This is a genomic window from Shewanella sp. 2_MG-2023 (assembly GCF_030548905.1).
Classification (GTDB): domain Bacteria; phylum Pseudomonadota; class Gammaproteobacteria; order Enterobacterales; family Shewanellaceae; genus Shewanella; species Shewanella electrodiphila.
In genome coordinates this window covers 27,306-45,229 of the sequence record NZ_JAUOSO010000018.1, presented here as the reverse complement: position 1 = coordinate 45,229, position 17,924 = coordinate 27,306, and the positions used below count along the sequence as shown (strand labels likewise).

General features: G+C 42.8%; 13 protein-coding genes. 7 read left to right on the top strand and 6 right to left on the bottom strand.

Annotated features, from left to right (window positions below; translation table 11 throughout):
• Window positions 1-66 precede the first annotated feature (66 nt).
• Window positions 67-714, bottom strand: coding sequence for a DsbA family oxidoreductase (locus tag Q4600_RS16935; RefSeq protein WP_303517266.1), 648 nt, complete (start codon window positions 712-714; stop codon window positions 67-69).
• A gap of 83 nt (window positions 715-797) precedes the next feature.
• Window positions 798-1,352, bottom strand: coding sequence for a carboxymuconolactone decarboxylase family protein (locus tag Q4600_RS16930; protein WP_229370867.1), 555 nt, complete (start codon window positions 1,350-1,352; stop codon window positions 798-800).
• A 358-nt stretch (window positions 1,353-1,710) separates the two neighbouring features.
• On the opposite strand from Q4600_RS16930, the gene Q4600_RS16925 reads away from it, so the two are divergent.
• From Q4600_RS16925 to Q4600_RS16895, 7 genes are all read left to right on the top strand, one after another.
• Entirely contained in the window at window positions 1,711-2,601 is an 891-nt protein-coding gene (locus Q4600_RS16925) for an AraC family transcriptional regulator (RefSeq protein WP_229370866.1), read from the top strand.
• A 171-nt stretch (window positions 2,602-2,772) separates the two neighbouring features.
• Window positions 2,773-4,980 carry a TonB-dependent siderophore receptor gene (locus tag Q4600_RS16920; RefSeq protein ID WP_198589550.1) on the top strand — a complete coding sequence of 736 codons (2,208 nt, stop codon included), beginning with the start codon at window positions 2,773-2,775 and terminating at the stop codon, window positions 4,978-4,980.
• Between the two features lie 130 nt (window positions 4,981-5,110).
• Window positions 5,111-5,833, top strand: a complete 723-nt coding sequence (locus Q4600_RS16915; protein ID WP_303517265.1) for a siderophore ferric iron reductase — start codon at window positions 5,111-5,113, stop codon at window positions 5,831-5,833.
• Complete coding sequence (locus Q4600_RS16910) at window positions 5,833-6,600, top strand: ABC transporter ATP-binding protein (protein WP_303517264.1); 768 nt, start codon at window positions 5,833-5,835, stop codon at window positions 6,598-6,600. The genes Q4600_RS16915 and Q4600_RS16910 overlap by 1 nt, the downstream gene beginning before the upstream one ends.
• Window positions 6,594-7,607, top strand: a complete 1,014-nt coding sequence (locus Q4600_RS16905) for an iron-siderophore ABC transporter substrate-binding protein (RefSeq protein WP_303517263.1) — start codon at window positions 6,594-6,596, stop codon at window positions 7,605-7,607. Before Q4600_RS16910 ends, Q4600_RS16905 begins: the two co-directional genes overlap by 7 nt.
• Window positions 7,607-9,631, top strand: a complete 2,025-nt coding sequence (gene fhuB, locus Q4600_RS16900; RefSeq protein WP_303517262.1) for a Fe(3+)-hydroxamate ABC transporter permease FhuB — start codon at window positions 7,607-7,609, stop codon at window positions 9,629-9,631. The genes Q4600_RS16905 and fhuB overlap by 1 nt, the downstream gene beginning before the upstream one ends.
• A gap of 177 nt (window positions 9,632-9,808) precedes the next feature.
• Window positions 9,809-10,759 (top strand): LysR family transcriptional regulator, encoded by a 951-nt coding sequence (locus tag Q4600_RS16895; RefSeq protein WP_102527659.1) that lies wholly within the window; start codon window positions 9,809-9,811, stop codon window positions 10,757-10,759.
• Window positions 10,760-10,833: 74 nt separating this feature from the next.
• Here Q4600_RS16895 and Q4600_RS16890 read toward each other — a convergent pair whose 3' ends face one another.
• The 4 genes from Q4600_RS16890 to Q4600_RS16875 form a co-directional block, all read right to left on the bottom strand.
• Window positions 10,834-11,454, bottom strand: a complete 621-nt coding sequence (locus Q4600_RS16890) for a putative quinol monooxygenase (protein ID WP_303517261.1) — start codon at window positions 11,452-11,454, stop codon at window positions 10,834-10,836.
• Window positions 11,455-11,595: 141 nt separating this feature from the next.
• The gene (locus Q4600_RS16885) at window positions 11,596-12,684 is read right to left on the bottom strand and encodes a zinc-binding alcohol dehydrogenase family protein (protein WP_303517260.1); all 1,089 of its coding nucleotides are present in this window, start codon (window positions 12,682-12,684) and stop codon (window positions 11,596-11,598) included.
• 245 nt (window positions 12,685-12,929) lie between these two features.
• The gene (locus Q4600_RS16880; protein ID WP_303517259.1) at window positions 12,930-15,380 is read right to left on the bottom strand and encodes a S9 family peptidase; all 2,451 of its coding nucleotides are present in this window, start codon (window positions 15,378-15,380) and stop codon (window positions 12,930-12,932) included.
• Window positions 15,381-15,808: 428 nt separating this feature from the next.
• Complete coding sequence (locus Q4600_RS16875) at window positions 15,809-17,890, bottom strand: winged helix-turn-helix domain-containing protein (RefSeq protein ID WP_303517258.1); 2,082 nt, start codon at window positions 17,888-17,890, stop codon at window positions 15,809-15,811.
• Window positions 17,891-17,924: the final 34 nt, after the last annotated feature.

Below are 17,924 nucleotides of genomic sequence, written 5' to 3'. Positions count from 1 at the left end.
TGAGCTGCTGTTAAGGGGGATTTGCAATTTTACTGTTGGCGAATTGAGATTGCGAATTGCCGATTGCTATTGTTTAGCGAGCAGCTCAGTCAGCACTTGCTTGTAAGTCTCAACTGGGTGAGCGCCATTTAATGCGCTGGTGCGATTAAACACGACCGTCGGAACAGACGATATACCTGCAGCCGTCCATTGATCTTTTTCTGCTTTTAGATGTGCTCTGACTTCTGGTTTATCCTGTAATGCCATGGCTTCGTCGGCATCTAGCCCGACTGCGGCAACTTCACTGGCTAATACATTTCTGTCGGAGACATCTTTATGCTCGGTAAAATAGGCACTGAATAAACGCAGTTTTAGCGCTGTTTGCTTACCTTGAGATTTAGCATAATCCAGTAAGATATGAGCATCAAAGGTGTTAACGATTTTTGAATCGTCATTAAAGTTAAATGCAAACCCTTGATCGGCGCCACGTTGGGTGATGTTTTCTCGAGCTTTAGCGCTGTCTTGTGCGCTAGAACCGTATTTACGCGCAACGTGATCACGTAAGTTTTCCCCTTCTGCTGGCATATCGGGATTGAGTTCGAACGGTTGCCATTCAAGCTCAATTTGATCTTCCATACCGAGTTCAACAATCGCCTGGTTTAAGCTGTTGTAACCAATGATGCACCATGGACATACGACGTCTGAGACAACGTCGAGTTTAATTTTTGTCGACATAAAAGACCTTATACTGCTGAATAGAAAGAGGGCAGTAAAACATTAAAGAGTGGATAATGCACCACTCTTTTCTAGTATGTTATTTACTTAGTCGCTTGCCAGTTAAACTGTTGGAATGGCTCATCAACGGGGGTTTTAGCCACATGGTTTACATAGTTACTGATCACTTTTTGCGATAATCCTAAAATGATTTCCAGTAATTGTTGTTGGCCATAACCTGCTGCAAAAAAGGCTTCCATTTCAGCATCAGATAACACGCCGCGGTTGCGCACCATTAATAATGTGGTGTCATGCAGCGCTTGCAGTTTAGCTGTTGGCATTGCGCCGCGGTTTCTTAATGCTTCAGTTAACGCAGCATCGACCTTCATCGAGTGAGCAATCCCAGTGTGAGCCGGTACGCAATAAGTACACTCATGCTCAACATTGATGGTTTGCCATACAACCGTTAACTCTTCAGCATCAAAAGATGACTGAGTGAAGAGATTATGCAGTGACTGATACGCTTCAAATGTTGCTGGTGATTCAGCTAATACACCGTGCAGATTTGGCACCATACCATAGGCTTTTTGAGAACCTTCTAGCATGGCCTTACTCGCTTGTGGTGCAGTCTCGATACTGTGAATAGTAAATTTGCTCATGGTATTACTCCAATTTTTATTTAATAGGGCTTAAGCTGACAAAACCCTAAAACAGGATGTCATTTAAAAAGTGCCGGGGTTAATCGCTCGGTATGGAAATACTATACCTTTAATTTGAACGTTCGTTCAAGCTGTATTTTGAACAAGTGTTCAAAAATAAGGTTGTGACTGCTTATCTCTATGATTTATCGTTATAATTTTTTTGGTGAGATTGAAGTGGCAGAACGATAAATAACCATCATGGCATGTGCTAAATAGCCTTCGAGCTTTATGTTTAAGTGTTAACTTGCTATACATAATAATGACTTACTGATATTTCATCGTGTCACCCTATCATTTGAGATTTTGGATAGATTTTATGAAAGGCCAATCGCCTTATAGCCGAATAGAACGCGTGCTTGATTATATTCATCACAATAGTGATAAGACGCTCGGCTTAGATGAGCTTGCTGAAGTGTGCCAGCTTTCTCGCTGGCAATTACAACGTATTTTTCAGCAGCAAACGGGCTTGAATGTGGCGCAGTATGTTCGAGAACTAAAGTTAAGTCTGGCTGCGGATAAAGTGGTGACTACTGATGATCGAATGTTGGATATTGCCTATCAATTTGGCTTTACCTCAGAGGTGAGTTTTAGTCGTTCTTTTAAGCAACTTTTTGGGCTTAGCCCTAGCCAATATCGCAGACGTGGTACCAAAGTCGGCTTGCGCAATGCAATAACTCAACGTGCTGAGCACTTTATTGATAGCACCTCATTACAAACCCGTATTGAACATAGGCCGGGCTTTACCGTTTATGGTGTATCTACTCCTGTGAATGGTTTACTGGCTGAGGCGCCGAATTTTGCGACCATAGTGCCGATTACATGGGCGTCGTTATTCAATCTGATTGACGATGAAGGGGCTTTAACGGCGCAAATGATTGGCGTTGTTGATACCCGATTACCTAAAGACCTGCATTACTGGGCTGCGCTTACGGTCGATATTGAGTTGCCTTTGGCGATTCAGGCGTTAGTCGAGTCGGAGCAATTAACCTGTTTAACAATACCAAGCCAAGAATATGCAGTGGTGTCTTATCATGGCTTGCTAAGCGGTTTTGGTCAGCTAGTTGAATGGTTAATTTGTGACTGGTTACCTCAATCAGGTTTTGAGGGCGTTGATGGTTTTGATTTAGAGCATTATGGTGCCCTAAGTATCAACACGGATGAACCTTCCCATATGGAGTATTGGCTGCCGATTAAAAGCGTGACTTAATTTACTTCTATTGCCTCTCTCTTTGCATCTTGTAAGTGTGACACTTCTCTCGAAATAACATTTATTTTATAAATTCCTCCCTTCATGCACCAAATTGTTAAATGTATCTAGTTGAAACACTATATCATCCGCGCTTGATAATCATTCTCATTAGTATTCATGTTTACTGACATGGAATTGAACGTTAAAAAGGCAGAGGGCGGTATGGTCTCATCTAACAGTAGTAAGTCATTTAAATTATCCATGGTTGCAGCAGCAATGAGCGCATCTATGGTTTATAGCCAGCAAGTGTTAGCTGAAGACATTAATGACTTATCGATTGAAATCCCAAAGTTTGAAACCATTACAGTTCTTGGCCAAGCCTATCGAAATACAGCGACTAAAACATCGCTAACGCCGCTTGAAACACCTCAAGGCGTCACTGTAATAGACAGCGAATTACTTGAGCAACGCGGTGTTAAGTCATTAAACCAAGCTCTGCGATATGTGCCAGGCGTGACCACTGAGCAAAAAGGTGGCGCTGTCACCATGTATGACACCTTTAATATTCGTGGTTTTGATGTTAACCAAAGCTACTATGACGGCTTAGTACTGCAGTCACTAACGGGTTGGAACTTACAGCCTCAAATTGACCCTGTAGCGCTTGAGCAAGTTGAAGTGTTTAAAGGACCAACGTCAGTACTTTACGGTTCAATGCCACCAGGTGGCATGGTCAACATGATTGCTAAAACCCCACAAGATGCACGCAGCACTGAAGTGAATGTGGCGGCAGGTTCTGATAATTTAATCGAAGCCTCTATTGATACCACTGGCCAAATTGGTGACAGTGATTTTTCTTATCGCGTGATTGCCTTAGCGCGCAGCAAAGATGGTCAAGTTGATCATACCGAAGAAGAACGTTTTGTGTTCGCACCTTCGATTGATTGGAACGTGTCGGACAGTACCTACGTAAACTTCAATCTGTACTACCAGAACGATCCATCAATGGGAATGAACTCATCATTGCCGTCATCAGGCATGATTTATGACAATCCAAACGGCAGCACTAGCTCATCGACTTTCGCTGGCGACAAAAACTGGTCTGAGTTTGAGCGTGAGTTTGTATTAGCGGGTTATAAAATCAATCATGATTTCAACGATAACTGGTCTTTTTTGCAAAACTTCCGCTATATGGATGCGACGTTAACGCAAAAGAATACTTACCATTTAGGTGATAACTTTGATCCTGAAACAGGCATCCTAGATCGTAACATTTACAGTACTGAAGAAAGCTCAACAGGTTTCACCATTGATAACCAATTATCAGGTTTAGTTTATACCGGTGATGTTGAGCATAACTTGTTGTTCGGTCTTGATTACCAAAAACTTGATGGTGTTTCGGCTTATTCAGAATATGGGATGACCAGCCAGTTTGGTACGTTCAACATCTTTAATCCGAATAACGACATGATTAACCCGTCCGAATTAACTTCGACTTATGATGCGACGGATGACGTTAAAGTTGAGCAAACGGGTTTGTATTTCCAAAACCAAATGCGCTACGACAATCTAATTATGATTTTGGGTGGCCGCTACGATGACTACAGCTCATCGAGTGAATATTCAGATGATTATGCTGATACAAACTCAGCTGCTGATCATCAAGAGTTCTCATACCGCGTTGGCGCAATGTACGAGTTTGAAAATGGGATTTCGCCATTTGTTAGCTATGCCACCAGTTTTGAGCCAGTTGCGGGGACTAAAACCGATGGTTCAACTTACAAACCTGAAATGGGCGAGCAGTTTGAGTTCGGTTTGAAGTATGGCTCAGCAGATCAAAGCAAAACGGCGGCCTTGTCATTCTTTAACATTGTTAAAAGTGATGCCTTAATGGCAAACCCTGATGATCCTTGGGGCGATAAACTGCAAATTGGTGAGATTGAATCTCGCGGCGCTGAATTCGAAGGCCAGTGGTTTGTTAATGACAATGTCGATGTTGCGGTTAATTACACCTATATCGATATGGAAATTACCAAAGACAGCGGTAACGGTCTGCAAGGTACTCAACCTATTTATGTACCGAAACATGCAGCATCATTGTGGACTAACTACCACATTGATGATGGTGCGCTAGCGGGTATGCGTATTGGCGGTGGTGTGCGTTATGTGGGCGAAATGCAAATGGACGCGATGAACACTGACCAAGTTGAATCATACACCTTAGTGGATTTATCAGTAGGTTATGATCTTGGCGAGTTCAGCAGCAGTTTATTAGGTGCTAGCGTTAATTTAGTTGCTAATAACCTATTCAACGAAGAGTACTACACCTGTTATGACTCAGTGAATTGTTGGTACGGCGCAGAACGTAACGTTGAATTAAACTTCAAATATAACTTCTAATTGCGTTTACGATAGCCATAAATACGGGGCGAAAGCCTCGTTTTATGGTTTTACTTATTTATGAAAGCTATTAGTAATAAAAGCTATTAGTAATGAATGCTAACTGACCAATGTAATAAGTGGCGATGCAATGAGTTTATCTGTTTTTAACGATATTTATCAGCAATGCGAACAAATCTCTCCTTACCTTAAAGGGGAGATTTTGGTTTCTGACGCTCCCGATTCATCACTGATTTCATCTCAGCAATCGAACTTACAAAACATTCGTTCTCTGCATCAAAGTATTAGGCAGCAATCGCCTGAAGCGGGCCAAGCTTATTGGCTGACTCGCAGCTGGGATTTACTGACTTGGCAGCCGCTATATGTTGCTATTACAGCGATTTATCATTGCCAAGCCCTACCTGATTTATGCAATATGTCCCAGCGTCATCAAGACGGTGTAGTGGCAGGATTTTGCTTTTCGTGCACTGACTGCAGCACGGGCGAGTACCATCAGTTAGTGAGCGCAGCAGGTCAGCAATTACTGACTATCTTTGAGCATTTTCGCCAAGAATTAGATCAATCAGTCCGTTGTCGGCCTCGATTTGTAGAGCATTTAATTGCAGATGCCTTATTGAATCGTCTACTCTTGTTGCAACAGACTAACCCTGAGTTTTCAGCCTATTTTATCCGTCAGCAGGCGGCATTATGGTTAAATGCGTTGTCATTGCCAGACGAACATCTTAAGAAAATTCAGCTATCACCTATAACCAACCAATTAGTATTTACTCGTTCAAGTTGCTGCTCGGTGTATAAAACCGTCACTGGCCAGAAATGCGCTAATTGTCCCAAGCTAAAACAGAAGAGTGTTTAATGTACCAACTGAACGACGTCAAAGTTAACCGCGATCAACGTACCATTCTTGATATCGAGCAACTCAATATTGACCCTCATGCACTGACTGTGGTCCTTGGGCATAATGGCTCGGGTAAGTCGACACTGGTTAACTTACTTGCCAATCAATTTCAGCCTGAGCAAGGTGAAATCACCTTGGCAGATAAAACGTTAAGTAAATACAGCGCGAAAGACTTAGCTCGTACTGTGGCATATTTGCCACAAAAACTGCCTGAGGTGGCAGGGCTCAACGTGGCTGAATTAGTGCGTTTAGGGCGTTTCCCTTGGCGCGGTACTTTAGGGCGCTGGCGCGATGAAGACCAAGCGATTATTGAGCAAGCAATGGCAGAAACCGGCGTTTCTGAATTTAAAGATACTTTAGCGGATCAGTTATCAGGTGGTGAGCGTCAACGTACTTGGGTGGCGATGTTACTGGCGCAGCAAGCCAAATTGATGATTCTAGATGAACCCACCTCTGCGCTTGATATTCAGCATCAGTACCAGTTAATGGAATTACTCAGCCGTCTTAATAAAGAGACAGGGGTTGGCGTGATTGTTATTTTGCACGACTTGAACCTTGCACTGCGCTTTGCTACCCAAATTATTGCACTAAAGAAAGGCAAAATCGCTTTTCAAGGTGATACCGATATTTTGTTAGATGAAACCTTACTCAGTGATTTATACGCGACACCAGTGACATTAGTCGATCACCCAAGCAAGCCGCATAAGGTGGCGATTGTATGCTAAGAGTCGTGGTTTTATTGTGCTTAACCGCTGTCCTGATGATGCCACATAAAGGCTTTACGGATCAGCTCAGCAGTACTAACTCAATGATTGAAATTAAAGATAGCAATGGTATTCAGCAGTTTGCCAGCATTCCCACTCGAGTTGCCGCGTTGAATTGGGATGTTGCTGAGCAAGTACTTGAATTAGGCGTAACGCCCATCGCAATGCCTGATGTCGCTGGCTACAAAGAGTGGGTAATGAATCCTGCTGTGCCTGATGAGGTGATGGATGTGGGCACTCGCGTTGAACCGAACTTTCAACGTTTGGCTGCGCTGAAACCTGATGTGATTATTATCGCTTCACCACAATTAGATTTATTGCCACGACTTGAACAAATCGCGCCAGTGTTATTTTTTCAAACCTACAGTGAACACCATGATAATGCTCAAGCTGCATTAGATAACTTTTTGAGCATAGCCAAGCTATTAGGCAAAGAGCCTGAGGCGCAAACGAGAATTGCTCAAATGCATGCGGTGATAGCCGAGCAAAAACAGCAATTGCTGAGTGCCTATAACGGCACTTTGCCAAAAGTGAGTACGTTTCGTTTTGCCAGTATGACTTCGGTATATTTATACGGTGATAACTCGACAGCGCAATACGCACTTAAATTATTAGGCATTGAACCCGCATTAAAAGTTGAAGCCACTCAATGGGGCCTTAAACAGCAGCGTTTAAAATCACTGCGTTATATTGGTGATGGTGTCGCGTTGTATTTTGAGCCATTTGCCCAAGAAACTGAACTTAGCCAGAGCGTGATGTGGAATGCCATGCCATTTGTGCGTCATAACAAGATGAACAGTATTGCCCCTGCATGGAACTACGGAGGGGCGATTTCAATTGAATATATGGCACAAGCCCTGACTAAAAGCTTATTAGCTATTGCCCCCAATTCAGTTAATACAGCGCCAATGGCCATCGACGCAGAGTTAATGAGCTCTGATAAATCAGCGATTGAAGGAGAGCTTTAATGAGCCAGCCTTTAATTAATCGATATGCATTAACCTTTATTGGCTTGGTCCTCGCCGTGCTGGTGTCGGCTCAAATTGATACCCAAATTCAAGTTTCCAAGCAGCTCAGTTTATTGATGCATTTTGCTGACAGACAAGCATTGGCAGATAATTTTGATGCCATCATGTTTGTAGAGTCTCAACTACCTCGTATTGTCATGGCGATTATGGTCGGCGCGATGCTGGGGTTAGTGGGCAGTTTAATGCAGCAATTGACCCAAAACCCGCTGGTGTCACCGATGACCTTAGGTACCGCCTCTGGCGCCTGGCTTGCGTTAGTGATTATGAATGTGTGGTTTCCAACGCTGGTGGGCGATTATGCCTCTGTAGCGGCGTTAATTGGCGCCATGCTGACCCTTGGCTTAGTGATATTGATTGCAGGTGTGCGTAACCTTGCAGGCTTACCTGTGGTACTAGCGGGTATGGCAGTTAATATTCTATTGGGCGCAATAGCAACGGCGATCATTTTGCTGAATGATCAATATGCTAAAAACCTATTCATATGGGGCGCGGGCGATTTAGCACAAAATGGCTGGCAGCAAGTGCAATGGTTACTCCCTAAGTTGTCAGCTGCAATATTGATTTTCTTATTTGCGCCAAGAGTACTGGCTTTATTGCGCATGGGCCAAGCGAGTGCTTCAGCTCGTGGATTAAACATTATTCCGGCGATTCTCGGTTTATTTGCCATTGGCTTATGGTTAGTCGCTGCTAGCATTACCACTGTGGGCGTCATTAGTTTTATAGGTTTGTTGGCGCCTAATATTGCCCGTCAACTTGGGGCAAGAACCCCTAAAGATGAACTGTTTTATAGCATGTTGTTAGGCTGCGTTATCTTAGTGATTACCGACGCTTTAGCTGTGGGGTTAAGTGTACTCACATTTGATCTGGTTCCTTCTGGTACCGCCGCAGCCTTGATTGGTGCGCCAGCATTAATATGGTTCACCCGTCGTAAGCTATCGGCGCAAGATCAATTGTCATTTTCAATGCCGAAAAGTCATTATGCAATGAGCCAACCTAAGTTATTGGGCTTATTGTTTGTCTTGGTGGCCCTTGGAGTATTTACTACCTTGTTTAATCAAGTCACTCATGGTCAAGGCGTGACAAACGGACAAGAAGTCAGCTGGATATGGGCAATCCCTGATGCCTTTGGCTGGCAAATTCAATGGCCAAGATTGATAACATCAGCTGCTGCTGGTGCAGGGCTTGCGGTAGCAGGGGTGTTATTACAGCGTTTGATCTATAACCCGCTTGCCAGCCCAGATATTTTAGGTATTTCTGCGGGGGCAACGTTGGCATTGGTTGGCGGGGCGATTTTTATTGGGTTAAACATCTTTAGCACCGCACCTGTGATTGCCTTTCTAGGCAGTATGTCGGTGCTAGGGGTATTGCTTGTACTGGGTAAGCGTCACCAGTACGCGCCTTCAATGCTGATTTTAATTGGTATTGCGCTGACTGCATTGATTGAAGCCATAGTGCAGTTTGCCTTAGCTAAGGGTGATGAAACCTCCTACATTATTTTAAGTTGGCTTGCGGGCTCAACCTACCGAGTCACGCCGTCATCGGCAGTAATGCTAGCCGCGATTGTAATTGGTTTGATTGGCTTTGCATTAGTCACATGTCGTTGGCTGACGCTGATTTCAACAGGGCGTGAGTTTGCTAAAGCGCGTGGTTTAAATGTGCCGCGGGCGTTTGTGTTATTGCTGTGTTGTGTGGCTTTATTGTGTGCTGCGGTTACGGCAACCATGGGACCGGTTTCTTTCATTGGATTGTTAGCGCCGCACATGGCGGTGATTTTGGGCGCGAAAAAAGTGGAGATGCAATTGCCCACGGCGGCAATACTAGGCGCGAGTTTGATGGTGTTTTCTGATTGGCTAGGGCAAAACTTAGTCTATCCATCGCAAATTGCAGCGGGCACTATCGTGTCGATAGTTGGTGGCATTTACTTTATTTTATTGCTGCTTAAAGGCAGGCGCTCGATGAGTTAGCTTTGATGAATTAATAAAGAGCTCACTGCAATCATTATAAGTGAGCCTTATTGTCTTTCAGATCAAGTTTGTTGTGGCTGAGAGCAGCAACAATCGTGACTTAGCTGCTAAGATGGATAAAATACGATGCTTAATACGCTTTGTTTTATCTACACTTATCAGTATAGGAATTAACTTATGTCATCCACCACCAAGCAATTAGCCCTTTTTCTTGATGTGGTTCAGCAAGGTTCTTTTACAAAAGCTGCCACCTTGCATGATATGGATAATTCGCTACTGTCGAAGCAGATTAAAAAGCTTGAAACTGAGCTTGGGGTGCAACTGCTCAACCGTTCTACACGTTCTTTTTCGCTGACTTCTGCAGGGGAAGAGATTTTAGAACAAACTCAAAATTTGATGGAAACCTTAACCCAAATTCAAAATATTGCTGACTCCTATCAGTCAGAACCCAAAGGCATCATTCGTATTTCATCAGCCATTTATTTCGGCCAGCAGTACTTACAACCTGTGATTGCCAAGTTCATGACCTTGTATCCCAATGTCAAAGTCACGCTGTCACTTGATGATAAGCGGACCGATATTATTTCTGATCACTTTGATGTGGCATTTAGAGTGGGCAAGTTGGCTGAATCAAATTTAATCGCCAAAAAAATTGCTAAAACCCATTTTGCGATAGTGGCATCAGAATCATTTATCGAGCAACATGGAATACCGCAAACTCCTGAGGAGTTAATTCAGTTACCAGCTGTCATTTACAGCAATGGTAATGTCAGTTTAGATCAGATGTGCCTGACGGAAGCGCCTCATGGCGAGCAATACAAGATGTATAAAATGCGTGGCAATTACAAAGTCAGCGATGTGCGCACATTGATTGAAGCAGTGAAATCAGGTTTAGGTTATAGCTTAATTGATTTGTTTAATTTGGATGAGCCAATCACCCAATCTCAGTTGTTACCGTTATTGACCAATCACGGCTTATCGACTGTAGATACTGGCATTTATGCCGTTTACCCACACCGTAAACAAACCTTATTAGTCAGTGAATTTATCAAAGCGGTGCAAGAACATATTGGGACTCCGCCATTTTGGCTTGATCATATGCCTGGCTATAAAAATATGTATAAGTGAGGCAAATTGGGCTGCTTTGCAGCCCAATATTCGATGAGAGTTTAGCTGCTCTCATCCATTTAACCTGAATAAATTTATATTTCAGTGACAAAATTCATATATTGCTGCATATCACCTACCACAGCTTGCTCCATCAAGGCGCCAGTGATCTTGGCATAAGGCTGCTGAAAGTGAATGTCCCATACGTCCGATTCCTTGCGCCAATGCTCATACACAGCTAACGTGCTGTCGTCACCTTCGACGGTGTACAAATCAAACAACAAGTTACCTTGTTCAGTACGAGAGTGTTTAATATGCTCTTCAAATTGAGCCAATAATTGCTGGCGCATTTGTGGATTGATTTTGAAAATGAAAAAGATAATAAATACTTCATCTTCAGGATCAGCAGGCTTTATTGCTATAGGCAATGGGTTGGTTTCGCCTAAGTGAAACACTTCTACAGGTTGCTCTAGTGCCAATTCAAATAAAGCGATCATTGCAGCTGTGTGCGGTAGTGTCATGTGATGTTCAAGGGCTGCCTTATCTGCCCAGCGTTCATAGGCAAAAAATACATTTGGATTGCTATTATCAACAAACAGTTTCATTTCAACATTGCCAGCTTCATTCGCGGCGCCTTGCTTATTTGTCATTAAAGCTGCTTTAAATTCTGCTTGGTATTCTGCCTTTACCGTAAATTTTACAATTTGATTTAACATCGTCATTTCCTTGATGCCGCATTGAGTAAGCCCAATGTGGTGTGGATTAAATAGTACTTAATAGGCGATTGTGTCATGGTCAAATTCGATGACTTGCTCGATAACTGATCCCAAGACTTATGCGCCGCCTTATGCGAGAAGCTAAAAGCCTTCTAAAACGATTTTTCCTTTGGCTTTTTGGCTCTCAAGTAATTGATGAGCCTGACGTAAATTTGTGGCATTTATAGTGCCGAAATGATTGCCAACCGTAGTTTTGATGACGCTATCATCGATCAAAGTAGAAACAGCATTAAGTAACTCATGTTGCGCTTGCATATCTTCAGTTTTAAATAAAGAGCGAGTAAACATCATTTCCCAATGTACAGATACCGACTTCATTTTAAACGGCATGATATTGAGCGTATCAGGGTCATCAATTAAGGCGAACTTGCCTTGAGGTTTAATGACTTTTTCTATTTCGACTAAATGTTGCTCGGTATTATTTAAACTCACCACATAGTCAACTTCAGCCAACGATTGCACGGTAAATTCTTCACTTAATGGATTACGATGGTTGATAATATGATCAGCGCCTAAATCTTCTAACCATGAAACGGTTTCAGGTCGTGACGCCGTTGCAATGAGCTCAAGATTAGTTAACTGCTTAATTAATTGCACCATTACTGAGCCTACGCCTCCAGCTGCACCAATCACTAGAATGCGTTTTTTAGCAGGCAGCTCTTGTGCAGAACTATCTGAACTATTTTCTTGCTGGCGCTGACCTTGTAAGCGTTCAACATCTAATCGATCAACATCTAATCGATCAACATCTAATCGATCAAATAGTAATTCCCATGCAGTAATCGTCGTAAGAGGAAGTGCAGCAGCTTCAGCATAAGAAAGGCTATTTGGCATTTTGCCTACAATGCGTTCATCAACTAACTGAAATTGTGCATTGCTACCTGTACGAGTGATGTCGCCGGCGTACCACACTTTATCGCCTACGTTAAATAAACTCACTTCATCGCCAACCGCTTTTACAATACCAGCTGCATCCCAGCCTAATACTTTCCATTGGTCTTTTTCTGCTGGCATATCTTGGCGAATTTTATAATCTGCTGGGTTAACAGACACGGCTTTTACTTCAACTAAAATATCTCGGCCACTCACAACTGGTGTTGGCAGTTCAATGTCTTGTAATGCGTTAACATCAGTAATAGGCAAATTTTGTTGGTATCCGATGGCTTTCATAATCTAGCTCCAATGCCTGTTTGATGAAGTTATAGTGCCGTGTTTTTCTATTGTGAAAAAGAGACGTAATCACCAATTATTATGGTGATTAAAGTCCGTAATCGATTGGGAGGTTATTGAGTTAACGAGATGGTTAAGTGGGTTATTTGCATCAAACGGCTGTTTGAGGAAGAGGCAGAGATAAAAAATCCCCACTTAATCGAGCAGGGATTTTGATGATTATCAATGATGAATAATAGGGCTTATTACTCTTTTGTTTCAGGGTAGAGCGTGTTCCACCATTGTGGTTCATCTTTTAGATGTAAATCGAACCATGCCAATGTGGCATCCCACCAGTCAAAGCGTGCTTGGCGGCCATTAATGTGATGATCTTGCCCATTGAACTCAATCAGTTCAACCGGCTTATCCAGCATTTTGAGGGCCGTGTACATATAATGGCTTTCGCCTACTGGTACGTTAGTATCGGCATTGCCGTGAAGCAGTAACATCGGTGTATTGATTTTATCTGCATGATACAACGGGCTGTGGTCGACGTATAAATCGCGATTATTCCACGGGAAGCTGCCTTTACTAGCTACGCCTGAGTAGCCGTAACCCCACCAACCATGGCCCCAATAAGCCGATAAGTTACTGATCCCTGCGTGTGCCATAGATGCTGCAAAAATGTCAGTTTTAGTGGCTAAATACATGGTCATAAAGCCGCCGTAAGAGGCGCCCATGTTACCTACACGTTTAGGGTCAACAAAGGTGTGCTCTTTCAAGAAAGCTTGCGTACCTTCGATAATATCGTCAGCACTGTAATCACCCCAGGCGTTAACATGACGACCACTGAATGCTTGACCGTAACCGGTTGCGCCGTTTGGTTGGAGTACATATACCACGTAACCTTTTGCAGCCCAGAGGTTAAATGGCCAGCGACCTGTGAAGTTACGGGTTACAGGTGAGGTGCCACCGTAGTAATACACTAAGGCTGGGTATTGTTTGTTGGCGTCAAAATCGACGGGTAAATACACACGGCCGTCGATGTTGTGTCCATGCTTGTTGGTGAAATCGAAATCTTCAATTTTACCTAAGCGTGTATCCGCATAACTGGCAGCTTTGCTATCAAACAGTAGCGATTTTTTACCTGACTTCATAAAGTAGGCTTTTTGCGGCACTGTTGCAGAGGTGCCAGCATAAGCAATGACTGGTTTTGATAAGTCACTTGCCACACTGTAGCGGTTAACCATGTCCATGCCAGCGCTAATTTTACTGAAGCGTTTTTTGCTTAAATCAAACAAATACAGCTGGCCACGATCGCCTTCACCAACACGCAATACTAAGTCATCATTACTGAGTTTTGCCGCGCCGCCAATGGCTGGGTCAAAATCTTTACTCAGTGCAATGACCTTACCGTTAGCATCACGCCAGTAAAGCTGACCGTCATAATTATTAACCACCACTTTGGGGTCCTGAACGCCTAAGCCATTCATAAAGTCTGGCCCTGCCATGATGTACATACCGTCATCGGTATAAGTGGCTGAATTAAAGGTGCGGTACTCGCCAATCTGGGTTTCAGTTAAGTCAGCAAGATTAAGCTCAACTAGCTGAGTCAGGCCGTGAGCGGGTTGTTTATAATCCACTGGGTTACGGGTGAGTAGTAGGGTGTTGTTGTCGATGTGGCTATCGACTAGGTTACTACTGAGCTCGCCATCAGTCAGTTGGCGGATAAAACCTGAATCTTTGTCCAATAAATAAATCTGGCTGTTATTACGCCAGTAACTCCATCTATCTTCTAATGCTTTAAAGCGTTTGTTAGTGGCTTTTTCGTCTGCTTTGAATGGTTTTTGCCAGCTGAATAATAAATTGTCGCCATACCAATGCAGGTTAGAGACGTTTTCCATATCAGTTGCTGCGATATCAATACTGATGTCTGAAACTGTCAGCAATTGAATTTGATTATCAGCAACATATGCTAGCTGCTTGCTGTTGTTTGACCAGGCTGCACTTGCTGGTGCGCTGTCTTGCCAGCGATAAATCACTTCTTTATCTGAAGTGTCTATTAACTCTGTCACTGCAACGGGTTTGTTGTCATTGTTGGCTGGATAATGACTTTTGGTTTGCAGTAAATATTTACCGTTTGGCGATAAATTAAGGCTAGTAATGACTTCAGAGTCAAATAACTGCTCAGCCGATACCCGTTGGGTTTTAGTTTGGCTAAAGCTTGGCGCATCAATATCGGTTTCACCTTGCCAGTCTAGACTGAAATCGGTTTCAGTATCGTTGCCATCGGCAAGGATAAGGACTTGATGATCGCCACTTGGCAGTTTAAGTTTTGCTTCATTCGCTGCGTTAAATAAAGTGCCGTTGAGATAAATTTTCGGTGCGTGTAGACCATTGACCGTTAAGGTTCCTTGGGTAAAGCGATCCACACTCAGCTGCACTTTATAACCTAACCAGCCTTTGTCAGCTGCCGCAGTTGCTGATTGCCATGGGTAGTCTTGGCCAAATATGCGGATGTCGTCATTATCTTGTGCCAGCGCTGCGGCAAGGTTTGCGCTTAACGCATCACTATGGCTGCCAGCAGATAAGGTTTGTGAAGTGATAGTGGCGACTGGGCCAATTTGTTGAATGTTATTTCTGTCAATGTCTGCGCTATGGCTAAAGCCTGAAAACGCCAAAGCGATACTGGCACAAACCAGAGAAAGTGCTTTCATGGGGCATCCTTGTTGTTATTGATTCTGTGCTTGATTTTTTATTTTGTTTTTTATTTTGTTCTAAACCCAATATTTGACCTCACAGTGTGTCAAATCTGTTGTGAAAATGCACTGGGTTTGAGGTGGAAAAGGTTATTGAATTGCAAAAGAATATGTCAGTAATGAATTGAAATCATCTTAGCCATGAAACTGTTAGAAACACATTAACTGTCAGGCTCGATTATTAGTCTCAACTATCAGGCTCGATTATTAGTCTCGATTATTAGTCTCGATTATTAGTCTCGATTATTAGTCTCGATTATTAGTCTCAACTGTCAGCCTCGATTATCAGGCTCGATTATTAGTCTCAACTGTCAGCCTCAATTATCAGGCTTAATTATCAGCCTAAACTATCAGTTTCAACTATCTGTTTAATTAGGGGGAGTGGATCAGTGCAGCGGTATGCGATAAATATCAGCGTCATTAATCCCTTGCATGCTCACGATGATGGTATCGTCGCTTGCTGCTGCAATACTGCGCTCATTACGAATGCTCATTGCGGGTAATTTAAACGCTATCTCGCTTTCTCCATTGGAGGTTAAGCGCTTAATTAAATCATTTTCGTCGCTACGCTCAAGATAATACAACGCATTATTTTGGAAGAAAAAGCTGCCCCAATCTTTGGATCTTAATGTGTTATTAACCTTAATGGGCTGTGTTGAACCTGCTGCTAAATAGTAAATGCCTGCGACATTGTCTAAGGTGTAATACATGCCTTGATTATTATCTTCAACGGCATATTTAATGTTGTCATTGAGGATGAGTTTTACCTGTTCACTGGCTAAGTCATATTGATAAAACCCCCACTGCTCATCAATCAGCGAGGAGTAATAAACGCGACTGCCATCAACCGAGAAAGAAGCGTAACGAACGTTACCTTTAACTTGTGGAATTTTCACTAAGCTTTGGTTGGCGGTATCGCCTAAATACAGTTCGTTGTAATCCAAGCCTTTGGTTCTTATCGGGGCGACATACATTGAATTCTGGGGCGATGTTGCAGGAATACTGACCATTCCCATTCCATCTGTCAGCATGGTATTTTTATTATCTTCTTTTAACCATAACTCCCAGTCTCCTGAACGATTAGAAAGAAAAATGAGCCCATCTGTTTTGGCAAAGTATTGGCCGTATAAATCCCGTGATGATGAAATCAGTTGTTTGACGATACTGCCATCTGTCAATGAACGCTGGGTAATGAATTCCTGTGAAATATGTCGCGAATAATACAAGTCATTGGTGGCTTCACTGATAGTGATACTGCTGATAGTTTCATCTTGGTGGAAGCTTGATAATGTTTGTGTGTCAAAGTCGTAGCGTTGGATGATAAATGCCGCTTCTCTTAATGCAGTAAAATACAATAAATTGCTGTTGTGATCCCAATCTAAGCCAATGACTAAGGTTTCATTATCTGCAATGACCTCAGTTGTATTGGTGCTAAGAGTATGGAGCATGACTTTGGCTATCATATTTTCTTGTGATCGCATGATGGCTAATTGACTTGAGTCAGCTGACCAAGTCACCATCAAATCGTGTTCACCGGCAATAGGCGAGGTGAGCGCCGTGACGGTGTTGTCGCTGAAGCGGTATTGATGAATGACTGAACGATTTTCTTTTGCTTTTGAATATGCTAAATATTGGCCGTTGGGCGACCATTCAAGGCTGTGTAAATAGCCTTTACTTATACACCCTGAATCTATTTGTTTATCTTGGTTGGTAATTAAATCCCGTACATGTATGAAGCACTGATTATCTGCAGTATGGCGCATGTATGCCAATGAGTGTCCATCAGGCGACCAAGTCGGTACGCCTTCAGTGTCTTTACTCATCGAAATTTGCCTCAATGGCGCTTTATCATCATCAAGATCTTTAATATACAAGTGGCCCTTTGCATTGGCTTTACGCCATTGAAATGCCATAAAACGTCCGTCTGGCGAAATCGCTGCGCGCTCTTCCACTCCTTCAAAGTTGGTAATGCGCTGTGGCGTGATAGACGTGTTTACTGTATTTGATTGGGTCAGTTTATTAGCTGATTGCACCGCAAATAAGCCTATTGCGGCTAGCATTAACACGGTAACAGCGATGAAAACATTTTTTTTATGTTCGACGGTTTCGCGAATGACGTTGCTATTCGTTTTTATGATGGGAGTGGGCTGTATTAATAACTGATAACCGACTTTAGTGACGGTTTTAAAATAATGTTCAGGCTGTTGCCCTAGCTCTGAAAAGGACTTCCTCAGCTGCCAAATCGCATTACCAGTGCCACGTTTTCCGACTTCAATATTACCTTGCCATACCTGTTCAATTGCCTGTTCTTTAGTGACAGTTTGTTCAGGGTACAAGATCAGTAACTTCAAAAATTCGAATACTTTTGCAGGTAACGCAACCGTATTGTCATTTGAAGTGATGGTCATGTCATAACAGTTGATAGTGCATTGACCAATTTGATATCGCTGATATGGAAGAGAAATCATGAATGCAGCATAAACTCCTGAGTATTTTCTAATT

Bases quoted from the DNA above. Each gene is read 5' to 3' on its own strand.
- Q4600_RS16875 (WP_303517258.1), bottom strand. From the start codon at position 17,890: ATGATTTCTCTTCCATATCAGCGATATCAAATTGGTCAATGCACTATC.
- Q4600_RS16890 (WP_303517261.1), bottom strand. From the start codon at position 11,454: ATGTTAAATCAAATTGTAAAATTTACGGTAAAGGCAGAATACCAAGCA.
- fhuB (WP_303517262.1), top strand. From the start codon at position 7,607: ATGAGCCAGCCTTTAATTAATCGATATGCATTAACCTTTATTGGCTTG.
- Q4600_RS16910 (WP_303517264.1), top strand. From the start codon at position 5,833: ATGTACCAACTGAACGACGTCAAAGTTAACCGCGATCAACGTACCATT.
- Q4600_RS16895 (WP_102527659.1), top strand. From the start codon at position 9,809: ATGTCATCCACCACCAAGCAATTAGCCCTTTTTCTTGATGTGGTTCAG.
- Q4600_RS16930 (WP_229370867.1), bottom strand. From the start codon at position 1,352: ATGAGCAAATTTACTATTCACAGTATCGAGACTGCACCACAAGCGAGT.
- Q4600_RS16925 (WP_229370866.1), top strand. From the start codon at position 1,711: ATGAAAGGCCAATCGCCTTATAGCCGAATAGAACGCGTGCTTGATTAT.
- Q4600_RS16920 (WP_198589550.1), top strand. From the start codon at position 2,773: ATGGAATTGAACGTTAAAAAGGCAGAGGGCGGTATGGTCTCATCTAAC.
- Q4600_RS16935 (WP_303517266.1), bottom strand. From the start codon at position 714: ATGTCGACAAAAATTAAACTCGACGTTGTCTCAGACGTCGTATGTCCA.
- Q4600_RS16885 (WP_303517260.1), bottom strand. From the start codon at position 12,684: ATGAAAGCCATCGGATACCAACAAAATTTGCCTATTACTGATGTTAAC.
- Q4600_RS16905 (WP_303517263.1), top strand. From the start codon at position 6,594: ATGCTAAGAGTCGTGGTTTTATTGTGCTTAACCGCTGTCCTGATGATG.
- Q4600_RS16880 (WP_303517259.1), bottom strand. From the start codon at position 15,380: ATGAAAGCACTTTCTCTGGTTTGTGCCAGTATCGCTTTGGCGTTTTCA.
- Q4600_RS16915 (WP_303517265.1), top strand. From the start codon at position 5,111: ATGAGTTTATCTGTTTTTAACGATATTTATCAGCAATGCGAACAAATC.